Source organism: Terrabacter aerolatus, assembly GCF_007991735.1.
Classification (GTDB): Bacteria; Actinomycetota; Actinomycetes; order Actinomycetales; family Dermatophilaceae; genus Terrabacter; species Terrabacter aerolatus.
On record NZ_BJYX01000033.1, the window covers coordinates 1 to 16,100 of the forward strand.

16 protein-coding genes are annotated in these 16,100 nt (G+C 69.9%); 5 read left to right on the top strand and 11 right to left on the bottom strand.

Features of this window, described 5'->3' with window-relative positions:
• Positions 1 to 25: 25 nt before the first annotated feature.
• Positions 26 to 697, top strand: a complete 672-nt coding sequence (locus tag TAE01_RS18995) for a hypothetical protein (RefSeq protein WP_147068383.1) — start codon at positions 26 to 28, stop codon at positions 695 to 697.
• A gap of 89 nt (positions 698 to 786) precedes the next feature.
• Here TAE01_RS18995 and TAE01_RS19000 read toward each other — a convergent pair whose 3' ends face one another.
• Entirely contained in the window at positions 787 to 1,140 is a 354-nt protein-coding gene (locus tag TAE01_RS19000) for a hypothetical protein (RefSeq protein ID WP_147068384.1), read from the bottom strand.
• A 466-nt stretch (positions 1,141 to 1,606) separates the two neighbouring features.
• On the opposite strand from TAE01_RS19000, the gene TAE01_RS19005 reads away from it, so the two are divergent.
• On the top strand, positions 1,607 to 2,587 hold the full coding sequence (locus tag TAE01_RS19005; protein ID WP_147068385.1) for a DUF6454 family protein: 981 nt from the start codon (positions 1,607 to 1,609) through the stop codon (positions 2,585 to 2,587).
• Positions 2,588 to 3,291: 704 nt separating this feature from the next.
• On the opposite strand, the gene TAE01_RS19010 is transcribed toward TAE01_RS19005, so the two are convergent.
• The 10 genes from TAE01_RS19010 to TAE01_RS19055 all read right to left on the bottom strand — a co-directional run bounded on the left by TAE01_RS19010 (position 3,292) and on the right by TAE01_RS19055 (position 12,739).
• Positions 3,292 to 3,642 carry a hypothetical protein gene (locus TAE01_RS19010; protein WP_147068386.1) on the bottom strand — a complete coding sequence of 117 codons (351 nt, stop codon included), beginning with the start codon at positions 3,640 to 3,642 and terminating at the stop codon, positions 3,292 to 3,294.
• Positions 3,643 to 3,705: 63 nt separating this feature from the next.
• Positions 3,706 to 4,398: an SDR family NAD(P)-dependent oxidoreductase gene (locus TAE01_RS19015; protein ID WP_147068387.1), complete on the bottom strand. Its 693-nt coding sequence runs from the start codon at positions 4,396 to 4,398 to the stop codon at positions 3,706 to 3,708.
• A 56-nt stretch (positions 4,399 to 4,454) separates the two neighbouring features.
• Entirely contained in the window at positions 4,455 to 5,693 is a 1,239-nt protein-coding gene (locus tag TAE01_RS19020) for a sialidase family protein (protein WP_147068388.1), read from the bottom strand.
• Positions 5,690 to 6,493: an HpcH/HpaI aldolase family protein gene (locus TAE01_RS19025; protein WP_147068389.1), complete on the bottom strand. Its 804-nt coding sequence runs from the start codon at positions 6,491 to 6,493 to the stop codon at positions 5,690 to 5,692. The genes TAE01_RS19020 and TAE01_RS19025 overlap by 4 nt, the downstream gene beginning before the upstream one ends.
• Positions 6,490 to 7,515, bottom strand: a complete 1,026-nt coding sequence (locus TAE01_RS19030; RefSeq protein ID WP_186815298.1) for an aldo/keto reductase — start codon at positions 7,513 to 7,515, stop codon at positions 6,490 to 6,492. Before TAE01_RS19030 ends, TAE01_RS19025 begins: the two co-directional genes overlap by 4 nt.
• Entirely contained in the window at positions 7,512 to 8,360 is an 849-nt protein-coding gene (locus tag TAE01_RS19035; protein WP_147068390.1) for an ATP-binding cassette domain-containing protein, read from the bottom strand. The genes TAE01_RS19030 and TAE01_RS19035 overlap by 4 nt, the downstream gene beginning before the upstream one ends.
• Positions 8,353 to 9,195, bottom strand: coding sequence for an ABC transporter ATP-binding protein (locus tag TAE01_RS19040; protein ID WP_147068391.1), 843 nt, complete (start codon positions 9,193 to 9,195; stop codon positions 8,353 to 8,355). The genes TAE01_RS19035 and TAE01_RS19040 overlap by 8 nt, the downstream gene beginning before the upstream one ends.
• The gene (locus tag TAE01_RS19045) at positions 9,195 to 10,145 is read right to left on the bottom strand and encodes an ABC transporter permease (RefSeq protein WP_222594183.1); all 951 of its coding nucleotides are present in this window, start codon (positions 10,143 to 10,145) and stop codon (positions 9,195 to 9,197) included. The genes TAE01_RS19040 and TAE01_RS19045 overlap by 1 nt, the downstream gene beginning before the upstream one ends.
• Positions 10,142 to 11,074 (bottom strand): ABC transporter permease, encoded by a 933-nt coding sequence (locus TAE01_RS19050; RefSeq protein ID WP_147068392.1) that lies wholly within the window; start codon positions 11,072 to 11,074, stop codon positions 10,142 to 10,144. Before TAE01_RS19050 ends, TAE01_RS19045 begins: the two co-directional genes overlap by 4 nt.
• Positions 11,075 to 11,110: 36 nt before the next feature.
• Entirely contained in the window at positions 11,111 to 12,739 is a 1,629-nt protein-coding gene (locus TAE01_RS19055; protein WP_147068393.1) for an ABC transporter substrate-binding protein, read from the bottom strand.
• A gap of 246 nt (positions 12,740 to 12,985) precedes the next feature.
• Here TAE01_RS19055 and TAE01_RS20745 point away from each other — a divergent pair, with 246 nt between their 5' ends.
• From TAE01_RS20745 to TAE01_RS19065, 3 genes are read left to right on the top strand one after another with little or no spacing between them, the layout of a single operon-like run.
• Positions 12,986 to 14,272 (top strand): four-carbon acid sugar kinase family protein, encoded by a 1,287-nt coding sequence (locus tag TAE01_RS20745; RefSeq protein WP_222594184.1) that lies wholly within the window; start codon positions 12,986 to 12,988, stop codon positions 14,270 to 14,272.
• Complete coding sequence (pdxA, locus tag TAE01_RS20750; protein WP_222594185.1) at positions 14,269 to 15,276, top strand: 4-hydroxythreonine-4-phosphate dehydrogenase PdxA; 1,008 nt, start codon at positions 14,269 to 14,271, stop codon at positions 15,274 to 15,276. Before TAE01_RS20745 ends, pdxA begins: the two co-directional genes overlap by 4 nt.
• Positions 15,277 to 15,286: 10 nt before the next feature.
• Positions 15,287 to 16,075, top strand: coding sequence for a DeoR/GlpR family DNA-binding transcription regulator (locus tag TAE01_RS19065; protein ID WP_147068394.1), 789 nt, complete (start codon positions 15,287 to 15,289; stop codon positions 16,073 to 16,075).
• Positions 16,076 to 16,100: the final 25 nt, after the last annotated feature.

Consider the following 16,100-nt stretch of genomic DNA (forward strand, 5'->3'; position numbering starts at 1 on the left):
GACTTGACCTGTTAAGTTCCTGCGCATGGGGAGGATGCAGGATCCATGGAAGCCCATCGCCAAGGCATGCGTTGGGCTGGGGCTGCTGTCTCTACTGTTCAACATCACGCTGCACGCAGAGCTTGAGGGCAACCTGCAGACGTGGTCGTTCGTCCGTAAGACCATCGGCGACGTCCTCAACTCCGGCACAGCTTGGGCCGCCGTCCCCTTCTACGCCGGCTGGAAGATGGCCAAGCCGTGGATGGCGTTTCTTGTCGGCATCGGAGCCGCCATCGCCACGCTGCTGATCCACTACATGGTTGGATCCGCGCTGCACATCTACCAGGCAGGCGAAGTCGGAATGAACGGCATCTGGTTCCAGGCAGCCATGGTGCTCTGTGGACCTATGGGTTTGGTTGGCTGGTTGGCCGCTCGTCGGGGATGGCTTAGCCTTCTCGCCCGCCTCGTTGTCCCGCTGGGGGCGATGATGGAGCCGTTCGTGCTCAGGAAGTTCGACAATTACCCGCCTGGTCGACCTTGGGCGGCGCAGTATTCCGACATTGCAAGCGGGATCATCCTCATCGTCCTGGGTGTACTGGCCGCCGGCTATGTCCTTTGGCGCGGACCCACATGGCCGCGCCGCAGACCCGGCCCTGCAGAGGGCGGCATCGAGAAGCGCGCCTCTGAATCCCTCGCGTACTTGAAGGAAGACCACTAGGAACGGGATCACTGACTTTCAGCGTGAGGCGTTTACCGGACATGCCGCGCTGAGGACGGCTACGCTCGTCCGACTTTGCCGCGGTCAGCTCAGTCGGACTGACTCGACTGATGCTCGCTTCCGGTGTCGAAGTGCCGATCGAGGTACTCGCCCGGCAAGAGCTCGCTGCGACGGATGAGAGAGAACACCTCGACCCCGTGCCCCGGCTTCATGGCCAGCGCATACGCCTGCCTCAACCCGAGCACCTCACCTCCCAAGTCGTCGACGTAGCGTTCACACTCGTCCTGCGCCATCGCGATGGCTGCATCAACGCTCTCGGCCCTCCAAAGCGTGATGCGCTCTTCGAAGTCGATCTCACCCGGTTCCAGATCCCGCGGCCCCCAAGGCTGGTTCTCGGTTTCGGCCACGATCATGCGGACCGCAAACCACTGCTGCTCGACCATGCCGCAATCCTGTATGAGCGAGGACCGCAACGCACGAACAAGCCGCTGACGGCTCGGGCAGGTGTCGCACGTCAGGTGGCGCGTCGCTGTCGCCCATCACCCGGCACAGGACGCTTCTCGAAGTTGATGGCGTGAGGACTTTCTGTACTGGCTCAAGCGCGCCTCCGGCGCAAAGAAGCGCGGGACCCCGCGATGGGGACCCCGCGCTCCGGCGCTGGCGCGCCTACGCGCACCCCACCGCACCCCGCGCCTAATCGGGAGAGCGTCCGGGAGGCCGCCCATCAGCTCTCCAACCGGCCATCACCCTCCCGCCAGTCCAAGCTGCAACATGCGCCACATCGGGCCTGCGCTCGCTGGGCCACGCCCACTCACGTTCAGGCGCCATAGGGCCCATCGCCCCCGGGAGTTCACCCCACCTACCTAGCGTCGATCGACGACAGGGGCCAACCAAACCCGAGAGGTTCCCATGAAGCGCATCCGTACCCACGTCTACGCGCTGATCGCTGCAGGTGCCGTGACGCTCACCGGCGCTGCCGTAGCGACCGCTCACACCACCGAGCCTGCCGCCAGCCACAGCACCAACACGGCCCTCGCCGACGCATTCGGCAAGGTCACCCGCAACACCAACTGGCAGCTGACCAGCAAGCTCAAGCTCAACTTCCCGACGTTCCACACCGAGGGCATCGCTTTCACGCCCGACCACATCTTCCTGTCCGCCGTCCAGATCATCGAGCACACCGTCAAGTACCCGAGCCCACAGGGCGGCTACGACCGGACGCCCGGCAAGGGCATCGGGCACCTGTTCGTCATGGACCTGCAGGGCCACCTCCAGAAGGACATCACCCTCGGCGAGGGCGACATGTACCACCCCGGCGGCATCGACTTCGACGGCAGGAACGTGTGGGTGCCGGTCGCGCAGTACCGCCCCAACTCCAGCGCCATCATCTACCGCGTCGACGCACGTACTCTGAACGTCCACAAGCAGTTCGAGGTCAAGGACCACTTCGGTGGCATCGTGATGGACAAGCAGACCGGTCACTTGGTGGGCAACACCTGGGGTTCGCGGCGCTTCGCCGAATGGAACCTGCAGAGCAAGCAGCTCAAGACGTGGGACAACCCGAACTTCTTCATCGACTACCAGGACTGCCAGTACGTGCCCAGCAGCAAGATGCTCTGCGCGGGGGTCACCAACCTGCCGCAGACGCCGGCCGCAGGTGGCACCGCAGCCACCTACGAGCTCGGTGGAGTTGCCATGCTCGATCTGACCAGCGAGCAGGTCACCCGCGACATTCCCTTCCAGAAGTGGTCCACGGCCGGACACGTGGCAACCCGCAACCCGTTCAAGATGACCGCTGACGGCAACCACCTGACCATGCGCGTCGCGCCCGACAACGGCGACGAAGGCAACGGCACCGAGATCCTCACGTACCAGGCGACCGTGAGCTGACCTTCTCGATCCGACCCGGTGCCGCTCGTGACTCGAGTGGCGCCGGGTCGACCACCCCTCACGCGACCTGCCGCCGACACGCGACCGGGTGGCCACCCTGGCCCATCGCTGCGTTTCAGGCGCTGGGGAGGAGGGAAGCCCCGGCCGTTGCGTTCGGGGCCGAGGCCCACAGAGGACCACTGCCCACTTCGAGCGCGGGGCTCGGTCGACGACCCGCTCCGTCGGCATCCGCAAGCGCTTTCTGCGCGGCACCTTCCAGCCCAACTTGTCCGCGTCACTGCGCAGACCCGCGTGGCGCATTCGTCGCGCACGGCGTCCGAGAAGGTCGCCTGCGAGGCTCCAATAACAACAGGCAATCACGCAGGCGAGCACCCACCCCAGAGCCCCCGAGAACAGGCCATACTCGGCTCCCAGAGCGGAAGGCGCTCTGCCACACGCGTCGCGGGGCTGCTTGGGGGCGCAAAAGGGGCACGCTGGCTCGGAAGGCGACGACAGTCCACAGCAACGTGCACTGAACTTTCGTGCCTGAAAGTCCTCACGGGCGGGAGGCACCGCACCCCTCGGACCGACTTTTAATCCGCCGGTCGTCGGTTCGAGCCCGACGGGGCCCCACCAACCGCTGGCGCGCAGGACGTCACGGCGTGGATGTCGTTGACGATCGGGCGCAGTGCGTCGACGGTCCACGACATGTCGGCACGGGCGAGTCAGCTCGTCTCCACGTCGAGGTAGTAGAGCTCTTCCCCCGCAGCTGTCAGGTGGAGACTCACCCAAACGCCCGGACCGGTCTCCGGGTCCCAAGCCAACGACGCGCCCATCACCTCCTCGACCTCGCCGCTGCTCATGACGACCTGCGGTTCCAAGGGGCGGAACATACACACCAGGTCCAGGTCCATGAGCCGCCGGACCACCGCCTTCCCGGCACCGACGCCCATGGGAGGCCGAGTGGGTTCGTCGTCCATCGTGGTGGGCACGGCGAGCTCCCAGAGAGGGGACTCCTCGGACGCCAGCATCATGACCTCTCGCTCGGCCCCGCTGAGCTCTGCCCAAGCCACCATGTGCCGATTCTGGCACCGCAGTGTCGGCCCGGAGCGCTTCGCCAGCGCCCGAGCCCTCGACCTTCAGGAAAGCGATGCACCTCCGCAGATCACCAGCGTCTGACCGGTGACCATCGAGCCGGACGGCTCGAGCAGGAACCGGGTCAGCGCTGCCACCTCCGAGGGCTCGACGAGCCGACCGAGTGGCGGGACGACCGGTGGCACCGAGGCGCGGGCGGGGTCGTCGAGCATCGGGGTGCGGGTGGGACCCGGCGCCACGACGTTGACCGTGATGCCGCGTGGTGCGAGCTCGGCCGCCCACGCGCGGGCCATGGCGGCGAGCGCGGCCTTCGTCGCGGCGTACTGGCTCTTGCCCGGCACGCCCGTCATGGTGCGGCTGCCGACGAGGACGACGCGACCGCCCTCGGTGAGGTCACCGACGAGCCCACCCACGACGAGCTCTGCCGCGCGCACGTGCACGGCCCACATCCGCTCGCCGTGCTCGGGTCGCAGGTCGCCGATGCCGGCCGAGTACTGCAGGCCGGCGGCGTGGACGATCGCGTCCACACCGCCGGCCGCCGCCTCGCGCACCGTCTGCACGGCCTCGTCGGCTGAGATCACGTCAGCCAGGTCGCACGGCACCCACGTGGCAGCGCCCGGCAGCGAGCCACGTGTGCGGCTGAGTCCGAGGACGTGCCACCCGGCACCGACGAGGTCGTGGGCGATGGCGAGGCCGATGCCCGAGCTGGCCCCGGTGACGACCGCGCTGCGTGTCACGCGCTCGCCCGGTGGGGTGGGGGCCGGCTCGGGCCGTGCCGTGGCCGCCGCCTGCGTCACGGGGACGTGCCCCGCCGCAGCCGGTCGACGACCTCGGCGGTGAGGTGCACGTGCTTGATGGCGCGGCGGTGGTAGGTGTAGGCGACGTGCAGGTCGCCGTCGCGTCCGGGCAGCACCGAGGGATAGGACAGCTCGCGGTTGAGCCCGTCGCGCGAGTTGTTGGACATGCAGTAGCCGTCGCCGGTCTCGAGGTCGACGAGCACCGGCCAGGACCGTCCCTCGTCGGGGCTGAGGCCGAGGGTCATCGGTGCACGCGGCGCTCCCCAGAAGGCTGTCCGGCGCCCTTGGGCCTCAGCGGACTTCGGCGAGGGCTCGGCGACGACCGGGCCGTCGAGGCCGTCGACGACGCCCTCGTCGTCGATCTCGTCGTAGAGCGACACGCGCCGCTCGGTGGCGTCGCGCGCCGAGCTCCGGTTCAGGACGAGCGCGACCTCTCCCCCGCCCATGGCGACGGCCTGGATCGAGGAGTTGTTGTTCGGCAGTCCGGTCGGGGTGGGCTCGGCCCACGTCAGACCGTCGTCGGTCGACGACGTCTCCCACACGTGGTCGGCCCAGCGACTGCGGAAGCACGCCCAGAGCGAGCCGTCCTCTCGCACGACGATGTTCATGTGCACGCACCCCAGCGACCCGGGCACGGGCGCCTCTGCCCACGAGTCACCGCCGTCGTCACTCCACCACACGCTCGACGTGTCCTCGTTGCCGACCCACTTCTCGCCCGGCACGGTGACGCAGTTGAAGACGGGCAGCAGGATGCGTCGGCTCGCGAGCACGACAGGCGGCTGGCGCACGAAGACACCTCCCGCGTCCGTCGCGGGCAGCAGCACCGTCGGCGCCTCCCACGTCCGGCCGCCGTCGCGCGAGACGCGACGACGCACCTCGGACGTGTCCTGGTTGCCGGCGAGCTGCGCCGTGTAGAGCAGCCAGACCGCGCCGTCCGGCGCCGTGAAGAGCACGGGGTTCTGCTCCGATCGCGTCGGGTCGTCGCTGAGCGGCACCGGGTCCGACCACGCGTCGGCCCCGGACGGCATACGCGAGAGGTAGGCGGTGATGTCGCTGACGCCCTCCTGGGTGCCCCCGAACCAGACGCACGCGAGGTCGCCGTTCGGCAGCCACGCGAGGTTCGCCGCGTGGCACTGCACGGTGGGGGTGGGCAGGTATGCCGTGTGGCCGCCGCCGTCGCGTGCGCGCAGGACGCCGTCGGCGAGGATCGGGTCGGCGGACTCGGCGAGCGTCACGACTCGCCCCGCGCCGCCCTGAGGTGGGCCGTGGCCGCCTGCTCGAGGTGGATGAGGTCGGAGCTGACGGTGACAAGGGTGAAGCCCTGGCCGAGGCGCTTGGAGGCCACCTCCCCGCTGGGCGTGTGGAACCCGGCCGCGATGCCGGCGTCCTCTGCTGCCTTGAGGATCCGTGCGACGGCGGCCTCGAAGACGTCGTCGACGGCGGGGTCGGTCGAGGTCGCGCCACCGACGGCCAGCCGCAGGTCGGACGGGCCGATGTAGAGGCCGTCGATGCCGGGCGTCGCTGCGATGGCCTCGACGTTCTCGAGGCCCTGCGGGGTCTCGATCATGGCCAGGACGACGGTCGCGGCGTTGGAGTCGGCCGGGTTGGGGCCGATCCGCAGCTGGGACCGCATCGGACCGTACGAGCGGATGCCCTCGGGTCCGTACTTCGCGAAGGAGACGGCGCGGGCGGCGTCCTCGGCCGTGTTGACGAGCGGCACGATGACCCCGGCGGCTCCGGCGTCGAGCGCCTGCCCGATGAGGAAGGGGTCGTTGGCGCCGACCCGGACCATGCCGAGCGACTCGCCACCGGCGTCGACGGCCTGCATGCCGGAGAGGAGCCCCTTGTAGTCGAGCAGCCCGTGCTGGGCGTCGAAGCAGACGTAGTCGTAGCCGAGGCGGGCGAGCCGCTCCGTCGACACCGGGGAGTCGATGATGACCCAGTAGCCGACGATCGTCTCGCGGGACCTGAGCCGCCGCGCGTAGTCGAGCACTCGCTCGCGGCTGCGCTCGACGGCCGTCCCTCCGCCGCTCATCGGTTGTACCCCGGCATCGACCCGGCGATCGCCAGGCCTGCCTCGTCGCACGCGGCGACGACGTCGTCGGGGAGCGGACCGGCTTGTGCAGCAGTGATGTTGGCCTCCAGCTGGTGTGGTTTGGACCCGCCGAGCAGCACTGACGACACGACAGGCTTCGAGAGCAGCCAGCGCAGTGACAGCTCGGGCAGGGTGATGCCGGCCTCGGACGCGATGGCGCCGAGGGCCTCGATGACCGCGAACGTCTCGACGTTCCAGTAGCGGTCCTTGTACATCGACGCGAGCGCCGACGAGCCGAAGCGTCCCTCGCCCGGCGACTCGGCGAACGAGTGGCGTCCGGTGAGCAGGCCACCGCCGAGGGGGTTGTAGACGATCGTCGCGAGGCCCTTCGTCGTGGCGAACTCGGCGTACTCGGCCTCGATGCGCCGGGCGACGAGGTTGTAGAGCTGCTGCGCGAGGACGGGACGAGCGGTGCCCAGCGCGTCGCAGGCGGCGAAGACGTCACCGATCTGCCAGGCGGAGTAGTTCGAGATGCCGATCGCGCGGACCTTGCCCGCGGTGACGAGGTCGTCGAGCGCGGCGACCGTCTCGGCGATCGGCACCGAGCGGTCCGGCTGGTGCAGGTAGTAGACGTCGACGTGGTCGGTGCGCAGTCGACGCAGACTCGCCTCCAGCGAGGAGCGCAGACCGGCCGCCGAGAGCAGTGGCGAAGAGCCGGCGTCGCCGGGGTAGATGCCCGCCTTGGTCGCGATGGTCACGGCGTCTCGCCGTCCCACGAGGATCTCGGCGAGCATCTCCTCGCTGCGACCCGCGGCATACCCGTTGGCGGTGTCGATCGAGGTGATCCCGGCCTCGATCGCGGTGTCGACCATGGTGCGGGCCGTGTCGACGTCGACGGTGTCGCCGAACGTCATCGTGCCGAGCACGAGACGCGAGAGCGGGCGGGCGAGCCCCGGCAGGTCGAGCGTGGGCAGGTCGCGCGTGGGCAGGGTCGTGCTGCTCTGGGTGGTCGGGCTCGTCATGAGGCCTTCTCGGTCTCCGCCGTGCGGGACGCGGCGATGTGTCGGATGAGGTGTCGGGGCTTGATGCCGGTCATGAGACCCGGCTCGAGGGCCGAGCGGCGCAGGCGCTGGGTGTACTCCTCCTGCGGCCGTGAGAGGAGGTCATCGGTGCGACCGCTCTCGACGATGCGTCCGGCCCGCATGACGACGGTGTCCTGCGAGATGGCACGCACGACGCCGAGGTTGTGCGAGATGAACAGGTAGGTCAGGCCGGTCTCGGCCTGGATGTCCCGGAGCAGCTCGAGCACCTGCGCCTGGACGGAGACGTCGAGGGCGCTCGTCGCCTCGTCGCAGACGAGCAGCTCGGGATCGGACGCGAGCGCCCGGGCGATGCCGATGCGCTGGCGCTGGCCACCGGAGAACTCCGGCGGCTTGCGCTCGAGCGCCGTCCTCGGCAGACCGACCCGGTCGATGAGCTCGGCGGCCTTGTCGCGCTGGACCTTCCGCGACTTCTCGCCGCGCACCCTGACCGGCTCGGCCACGATCTCCTGGGCGGTCAGGTGCGGGTCGAGGGACCCGTACGGGTCCTGGAAGACCATCTGCACCCGGTGACGCATCGGGCGCAGCTGCTTCTCGGAGAGCTGGGCCAGGTCGGTGCCGTCGAGGTCGAGGACGCCGGACGTCGGCTTGAGCAGCCGCACGAGCGCCTTGGCGATCGTCGACTTGCCGCAGCCCGACTCGCCCACGATGGCGAGCGTCCCGCCACGGGGCACGCGGAACGACACGTCGTCCACCGCGCGGAAGACCTCCTTGCCGGTGCGGTACTCGACGGCGAGGTTGCTGACGGTGAGCAGGTCATCAGCCACGGCTGGCCTCCTTCGCGAGCTCGGGCACGGCGAGCGCCGGGTCCTCCCACGGGCCGAGCTCGGGGATCGCCCCGAGCAGCTTCTGGGTGTAGGGGTGCTGGGGGTGGTCGACGACATCGGTGACGGAGCCGCTCTCGACGAAGCTGCCGGACTTCATGACGTGGATCCGGTCGCTCATGAGCCGCGCGACGCCGAGGTCGTGGGTGATGAGCAGCAGCGCGATGCCGGTGCGCTCCTGCAGCTCGAGCAGCAGGTCGAGGATGCCGGCCTGCACCGTGACGTCGAGGGCGCTCGTCGGCTCGTCGGCGACGATGAGGTCGGCGTCGGTCGAGACCGCCATCGCGATGAGCACACGCTGGAGCATGCCGCCCGAGAGCTGGTGCGGGTAGGCGTCGAACTGCTTGGCGGGGTTGCGGATGTGCACCTGCTCCATGAGCGAGAGTGCGCGGGCCCTGGCCTCGCCCCGGCCGAGCTTGGGGTACTTGACCCGCACAGCCTCGGTCATCTGGCGGCCGACGGTGCGGATCGGGTTGAGGGCGGTCATGGGGTCCTGCGGGATGAGCGCGACGGCCCGTCCGCGGAGCTTGTCGATGACGGCGCGGCTGCCGGTGACGTCCTGGCCCGAGATGCGGGCCTCGCCCGAGATGACCGCGAGGTCGTCGGGAAGCAGCCGCAGGATCGCCATGGCCGTCGTGGACTTGCCCGACCCGGACTCGCCGATGATCGTCACGGTCTCACCGGCGTCGATGTGGAAGCTGACCCCGTCGACGGCGCGGACGACGGAGGTGCCCGTCATCAGCTCGACCTGCAGGTCCTTGACCTCGAGGACGCTCATCACTGGTCTCCCTTCGCACGGCGGACCCGGTCACGCAGGCCGTCCCCGACGAGGTTGACCCCGACGACGAGCAGGGCGATGACGATGCCCGGGATGGTCACGAGCCACCACTTTCCGGTGACGAAGAGCTCGCGCCCGTCGGAGATGATGCCGCCCCACGTCGGGTAGGGGCGCTGCACGCCGGCGCCGAGGAAGCTGAGCGCGCTCTCGAGGAGCACGGCCTGGGCGAGCAGCAGCAGGACGACGACGAGGACCTGCTGGAGGATGTTGGGGATGAGGTGCCGGGTGATGATCGAGATGCGGTGCAGCCCGAGCACCCGTGCTGCCGCGACGTACGGCTTCTCCCGCTCGACGAGCACGAGGGCGCGCGTGATGCGCGCCGGCTCGGGCCACTGGGCGAAGGCGATGACGAGGGTGATGACGGGGATCGACGGCCCGAAGAGGGCGACGACGAGCAGCAGCATGAGCAGCAGCGGCAGCGACATCTGTGCCTCGAGCAGGCGCGAGACGATGGTGTCGACCCAGCCACCGAAGTAGCCGGCCGCGGCGCCGGCGACGATGCCGACGAGGCCGGACACGAAGATGGCGAGCACGCCGATGACGAGCGAGGTCTGACCGCCGTGCAGCACCCGGCTCAGCAGGTCGCGGCCGTTGGGGTCGGTGCCGAAGAGGTGGCCGGCGCTGAACGGCGGGAGCGAGGACTCCGACAGCTGGCCGATGATCGGGTCGGGAAGGGGCAGCAGCTGGGCGAGCGCGACCGGGACGACGACGAGCCCCGCGCAGATCGCACCGACCCAGATCTTGATGGTGCTGTAGCGCGCCCGCCTGGCCGCGGCCGAACGGCGGAGCAGCACCTTGGTGACGGCCGAGTCGCGGCCGAGGATCGAGCCCGGAACCTCGCTGAGGTTGGGCACCTGCGGGTGCCCGGGCAGGTTCGTCGAGGTGGTCATGAGCTGGCCTCTCCGAGTCGGACGCGCGGGTCCATGAGCGGGTAGAGCAGGTCGACGAGGAGCTGCACCACGAGGGCCAGCACGACCGTGACGAGGACCGTGGCCTGGATGAGCGGGAAGTCGCGCTGCTTGAGTGCGTTGACGACGAGCTCGCCGACGCCCGGCCACTTGAAGACGACCTCGACGATGACGACGCCGTTGAGCATCGCGGCGAAGCGGGTGCCGAGGGCCGTGACGACGGGGATGGCCGAGTTGCCGAAGGCGTAGCGCCAGGTCAGGGCACGCTCGGAGATGCCGCGCGACCGCGCCACCGTGAGGTAGGGCGAGGCGAGGTTGACGACCATCTCGCGGCGCACGAGCCGGCTGATGAGGGCGACCTGCAGGATCGCGATCGTCACCGTCGGCAGGACGATCGAGCTGGCCGACGTGAAACCGGCCGGCTCGAACCAGCCGAGCTGGACGGCGAAGAGGATGAGCAGCACGAAGCCGATCCAGAAGTCCGGCATGGACTGCCCGGCGATCGTCGCGATGTTCGAGCCCAGCTCCTTGGCGGTGTCGGCCCGCCGGGCCATCCACACCCCGAGGGGGATGGCGACGACCGCCGTGACGACGATCGCGGCCACCGCCAGCGTGATGGTGTACGGCAGGCGCTCCATGACGACCTCGAGCGCCGGGCGCTTGAAGAAGAACGAGGTCCCGACATCCCCTTGGAACAGGTGCTGCAGGAAGGTCACGAACTGCACGGGGATGGACCGGTCGAGGCCGAACTGCTCGCGGATGGCCGCGAGCTGCTCCGAGGTCGGGTTCGGCGGCGCGTAGTTCGCCGCCGGGTCACCCGGGGCCATCCGCAGCAGGACGAAGACCGTCGCGGTCGCGAGGAACGCGGTGAGCACGGTCTGCCCGATGCGCTTGAGGACGTAGGTCAGCATGGGATCACCTGGAGGTGGGCGGGTCGGCGGACCCGGTCAGGCCGAGACCGTCACGGAGCCGAGGTCGTAGGAGTTGATGGCGCGCAGCTTGAGCGTCGTGACGCGCTTGCGCTTGGCGAGGACGTTGTTGGGCGTCCAGGCCCACATGGCCGGCCAGAGCGCCCAGATCTTCGTCTGGGCCTGCCCCAGCAGGGCGTCGCGCTTGGCCTCGTCGGCCTCGGCCCCGGCCTGGTCGAGCAGGGCGGAGATCTCGGGGGCGACGAAGCCCTGGTAGGTGTCGCGGGTCTTCTCCTTCTCCGCCGTGCCGCCGTACTGGCCCTGGAGGTTGGTCAGCGCGAGACCGGTCTGGTTGCCGTAGCCGTTGGCCAGCACGTCCCAGTCGCCGGCCTCGCCGCGACGCCAGGCGTTGATCTCGCCGCCCTTGGGGATCATCTTCAGGGTGGCCGTGACCCCGACGGCGGCGAGCATCTGCGAGATGGCCTCGAGCACGCGGGAGGCGCCGGCGAACTCCGAGTCCTCCCAGATGAAGGTGAGCTTGAGGTCGCTCGCGCCAGCGGCGGCGAGCATCTGCTTGGCCTTGTTCGGGTCGTAGGTGTAGGTCCCCGTCCGCGCGAAGCCCGCGAGGGTCTTGGGCACGACGCCCTCGGCCGAGCTGACCTGGTTGTTCATCAGGGCCTTGATGAGCGAGTCGTGGTCGATGGCGTAGGTGAGGGCCTCGCGCACCTCGGGCTTCGACAGCGGGCTGCTGGCCGGCTTTCGGAAGTTGTAGAAGAGGTGGATCAGGCGCGTGCCGGGCGTCTCGATGACGTCGACGTCGGCGTTGGTCTTGAGCGAGGCCGCCGACTCGGGGGTGATGGTGTCGATGACGTCGGCCTGGCCGGAGGTGATGGCGATGACGCGAGCGCCCTCCTCCTCCTGGTAGCTGACGTTGACCTCCTGGAGCCTGGCCTTCTCGCCCCAGTAGTTGTCGTTGCGCGTCAGCTTGTAGGTGCCGGTGCCGGTGTCGGCGTTCGCGATGACGAACGGGCCGGTACCGAGGCCGTTGCTCAGCTCCTCGGCCTTGTTGTCCTTGGCCGGCGTGATGAGGATGTTGGACATCAGCGAGCTGAGCGTGACGACGGGGGTCTTCGTCGTGAGCGTGAAGGTCTTGTCGTCGACCTTGGTGAAGGTCGGCTGCTCCGGGAACTGGGAGGCGACGTAGCCGGCCTTGACCTCGAAGTAGAGCTTGAGCGCAGTCTCGACGTCCTCGACGGTGACCGGCGACTTGTCGGAGTAGTGGATGTCGCTGCGCAGCTTGACGGTCCACTCGGTGGGCTTGGTCTGCTCGAAGGACTCGGCGAGGACGAGCTGGGGCTTGAGGTCGTCACCGATCTTCGTCAGCGCCTCGCGCACGGCGCGCTGGACGGTGACGGCCGCGTCGTACTGGTTCAGCTTGTTGTCGAGGCTGACCAGGTTGCGGTTGAGCACGATGCTCAGTGTGCCCCCTGCCGCCCCTCCCCCGGCAGTGCTCGCGGTGTTGGCGGTCTTGGGGCCGGCGCAGGCGGCGAGTGCGGGAGCGAAGAGCGCTCCGGCGCCGGCCAGCGAGGCCAGCTTGAGCATCGAGCGACGCGAGACCTCCCGCGTCGGCTGGTCAGACGTGGGAAGCAGTGCAGGCTGCTGGGGCATCGGGACTCCTCGTTGAGCGGTGGCCTCCCCGTCGGCGGCGCACGCTGCGCCCCTCGGGTTCACCAACCTTCGCACCATTGCGTGATCTGCGCAATACCTGTAGCGTTTTTTGTGAAAGGCGGGTGAGCGTATGCCGTCCGGCACGGTCACAAGGGTTCGCCCGACGCCTTTCAGCTCCACCGGCAAGGTCGCCAAAGTCCTTGCTGCACAATGATTTATCCGGACAGCACGCAGCGAGGAGGAGACATGAGCGCACCGGTTCTGGGCATCGTCGCCGATGACCTCAGCGGCGCCGCAGAGAGCGCATCACACCTGCTGTTGCGCGTTTCGCGCAACAGCGTCGTTCTCATCGCCTCCAACTCGTCCGGCGACCCGTCCATCTCCGCGCAGCCCGACGACGTCCTCACGGTAGACACCGACTCCCGCAGGCTCGACGCAGCGGACGCGGTGCGCGCGGTACGCGCAGCCGCAGCCCTCGTGGCCGGCGCGCCGGTCGTCGTCAAGAAGGTGGACTCCCTGCTGCGCGGCCACCTGGCCGCCGAGGTCGCTGCCCTCGCGGACGAGCTGGGCCGCACACCGGTCGTGGCCGTGGCCAACCCAGCCCTCGGTCGCGTCGTGCGCGACGGCGTGCTCCACGTCGGCGACACGCCCCTGCACGAGACCGACCTGTGGGACGTCGAGCCGACCGCGGCCCCGTCCCGGGTCGCCGAGGCGCTGCACCCGCTGCCCACCGTGCTCGTCCCGCACACCGTCGTCGCACTCGGGGTCGACGCCGTCGCCGGCGCCCTGACCGAGGCCACCACGGCCGGTCTCCTCGCGGTGTGCGACGCCGTCACCGAGAGCGACCTCGCGGTCGTTTACGAGGCGGCCACCCGGGGCCGTGACGCGCTGCTCGTCGGGTCCGGCGCCCTGGCAGCCGTCGCCGCGGCCGCCCTCCCGGTCGGTGACCGGCGGCCCGGACCGGACCTCGAGGCACCGATGGCCCGCTCGCTGCTGCTCGTGCTCGGCACGCGCGCCAGCGTGGTCCCCGCCCAGCTCGAGCAGGTGGCAGCTGCGCGCCGGGCGCACGTCGTGCTCGTGCAGCCCGAGCTGCTGCTCTCCGCTCCCGGCGACCCGGTCGCCGTGCTGGCCGGGCTGCCGCGCGACGGCGTCGTCGTCGTCGCCCTCGACCCGACAGCCCCCGCCGACCCCAGGCGGTCCCGCGCGCTCACCGAGGCCCTTGCCGATGCGGTCGCGCCGCTGCTCGACGACTACGACGCTGCGTTCCTGTCCGGAGGCGAGACCGCACGCGCCGTGCTCGACCGGGTCGGCGCCGGCTCCCTCGACGTCATCGACGCCGTCGAGCACGGCACCGTCGTGAGCCGTCGTCCCGGCGGCCGCCTCGTCGTGACCCGCCCGGGCAGCTTCGGCGGCCCGTCCTCCCTCGTCCGCGTCGCGGAGCACCTGCTCGACCGTCCCACGCCCCATTCGCCCGAAACGACTCACACCGCAACCCGCGCCGCCCCCGGCGCGACCACCGAGGAGAACTCATGAGCGCCGCCCTTCCCCGCATCGCCGTGACCATGGGAGACGGCGCCGGCATCGGCCCGGAGATCATCGTCAAGGCCCTGGCCGACCCGCACGTCGCGACCATGGCGCGCACCGTCGTCGTCGGGGACGCACTGCGCCTCAAGCAGGCCGCGGCCGTCGCGGACGTCGCCGTCGACATCGTCACCATCGACGACGTCGAGCAGGCGAGCGAGATCCCGGGGCGCATCAACGTCATCGACCTGGCCCTACTCCCGGCGGACCTGCCCTTCGGGCAGCTGTCCGCGGTCGCCGGCGACGCGGCATACCACTACATCCGGGTCGCGGCCGATCTCGCGATGGCCGGCCAGGTGCAGGCCATCTGCACGGCCCCGCTCAACAAGGAGGCGCTGCACGCCGGCGGCCACGTCTTCCCCGGCCACACCGAGCTGCTCGCCCACCTCACCGGCACGCCCGAGGTGTCGATGATGCTCTCGACCGAGCGGGTCAAGGTCATCCACGTCACGACCCACATCGGCCTCATCGACGCCGTCAACCGCATCGAGCCGGGCCTCGTCGAGCGGGTCATCCGCCGCGGCCACCGGGCGCTCGTCGACGCCGGCAACCCCACCCCGAAGATCGGCGTGTGCGGCATCAACCCGCACGCCGGCGAGAACGGCCTCTTCGGCTACGGCGAGGAGGAGTCGAAGATCAACCCCGCGATCGAGGTCTGCCGCGCGGACGGCATCGACGTGCACGGCGCCCTCCCGGCCGACACGCTCTTCTTCCTCGCCGGCCGTGGCGACTACGACCTCGTCGTCGCGATGTACCACGACCAGGGCCACGGGCCGGTCAAGGTGCTCGGCCTCGAGGCCGGGGTCAACGTCACCATCGGGCTGCCCGTCATCCGTACGTCCGTCGACCACGGAACGGCGTTCGACATCGCCGGCACCGGCATCGCCGACCACCGGTCGATGATCGAGGCCCTTCGACTCGGCGCGGAGATGGCGCCGCGGCCCGTCGACGCCTAAGGTGCCCAGCGTGGCGAAGCACACCGCACAGACGCGTCGGGGCGAGATCGTCCGCCTCGCCACCACCAGTGGGCTCGCGAGCGTGGAGGAGCTCTCCGACCAGCTCGGGGTCACGGCATCGACGATCCGGCGCGACCTCGCCAAGCTGACGGCACAGGGCAAGCTCGCCCGCACCTACGGCGGGGTGATGAGCCTCGCGCACCACCCGGAGGCCTCGCTGCGCCAGCGCCTCGGCGAGGCCCACGCGGCCAAGCGGGACATCGCGCGGTGGGCCGCCGACCAGATCGAGCCCGGCGAGACGGTGCTCCTCGACGCCGGGTCGACGATGGGAGCCCTCGCGGACGCCATCACCAAGACGCCCGAGCTGACCGAGCTGACCGTCGTCACCGCGGGAATCAGCGCCATGGTCACCCTCACCGACAGTGTCGGCATCGACGTCATCGCCCTCGGCGGCCGGCTGCGGCCGCTCAGCCAGGCCTTCGTCGGACCGCTCGCCGAGGCCGCGGTGCAGCGCCTCAGCTTCGACCGGGCCTTCATGGGCGCCGACAGCGTGCACGCCGAGCGCGGCATCTGCGAGGCCGACCTCGAGCAGACCCGGCTCAAGGAGCTGATGATGAGCCGGGCCGAGCACACCTACGTCCTCGCACACGCCGACAAGCTCGGCCAGAGCCCCTTCCACGCCTGGGCCGTCATGCCGCGCGCGTGGACGCTGGTGACCGACGAGTCCGCCGATCCCTCTGCGTTGCAAGCGTTCCGCGACAACGGCATCGAGGTCGTCGTCGCACCCCGGCGCGACTGAGAGCGGGCGTATGCCGCGTGGCCCG

What these genes read in the sequence shown, in the direction of transcription:
- TAE01_RS19000 (WP_147068384.1), bottom strand. Translation starts at nt 1,140, where the DNA reads ATGGTCGAGCAGCAGTGGTTTGCGGTCCGCATGATCGTGGCCGAAACC.
- TAE01_RS19025 (WP_147068389.1), bottom strand. Translation starts at nt 6,493, where the DNA reads ATGAGCGGCGGAGGGACGGCCGTCGAGCGCAGCCGCGAGCGAGTGCTC.
- TAE01_RS20745 (WP_222594184.1), top strand. Translation starts at nt 12,986, where the DNA reads ATGAGCGCACCGGTTCTGGGCATCGTCGCCGATGACCTCAGCGGCGCC.
- TAE01_RS19040 (WP_147068391.1), bottom strand. Translation starts at nt 9,195, where the DNA reads ATGAGCGTCCTCGAGGTCAAGGACCTGCAGGTCGAGCTGATGACGGGC.
- TAE01_RS19045 (WP_222594183.1), bottom strand. Translation starts at nt 10,145, where the DNA reads ATGACCACCTCGACGAACCTGCCCGGGCACCCGCAGGTGCCCAACCTC.
- TAE01_RS18995 (WP_147068383.1), top strand. Translation starts at nt 26, where the DNA reads ATGGGGAGGATGCAGGATCCATGGAAGCCCATCGCCAAGGCATGCGTT.
- TAE01_RS19055 (WP_147068393.1), bottom strand. Translation starts at nt 12,739, where the DNA reads ATGCCCCAGCAGCCTGCACTGCTTCCCACGTCTGACCAGCCGACGCGG.
- TAE01_RS19030 (WP_186815298.1), bottom strand. Translation starts at nt 7,515, where the DNA reads ATGACGAGCCCGACCACCCAGAGCAGCACGACCCTGCCCACGCGCGAC.
- pdxA (WP_222594185.1), top strand. Translation starts at nt 14,269, where the DNA reads ATGAGCGCCGCCCTTCCCCGCATCGCCGTGACCATGGGAGACGGCGCC.
- TAE01_RS19005 (WP_147068385.1), top strand. Translation starts at nt 1,607, where the DNA reads ATGAAGCGCATCCGTACCCACGTCTACGCGCTGATCGCTGCAGGTGCC.
- TAE01_RS19010 (WP_147068386.1), bottom strand. Translation starts at nt 3,642, where the DNA reads ATGGTGGCTTGGGCAGAGCTCAGCGGGGCCGAGCGAGAGGTCATGATG.
- TAE01_RS19050 (WP_147068392.1), bottom strand. Translation starts at nt 11,074, where the DNA reads ATGCTGACCTACGTCCTCAAGCGCATCGGGCAGACCGTGCTCACCGCG.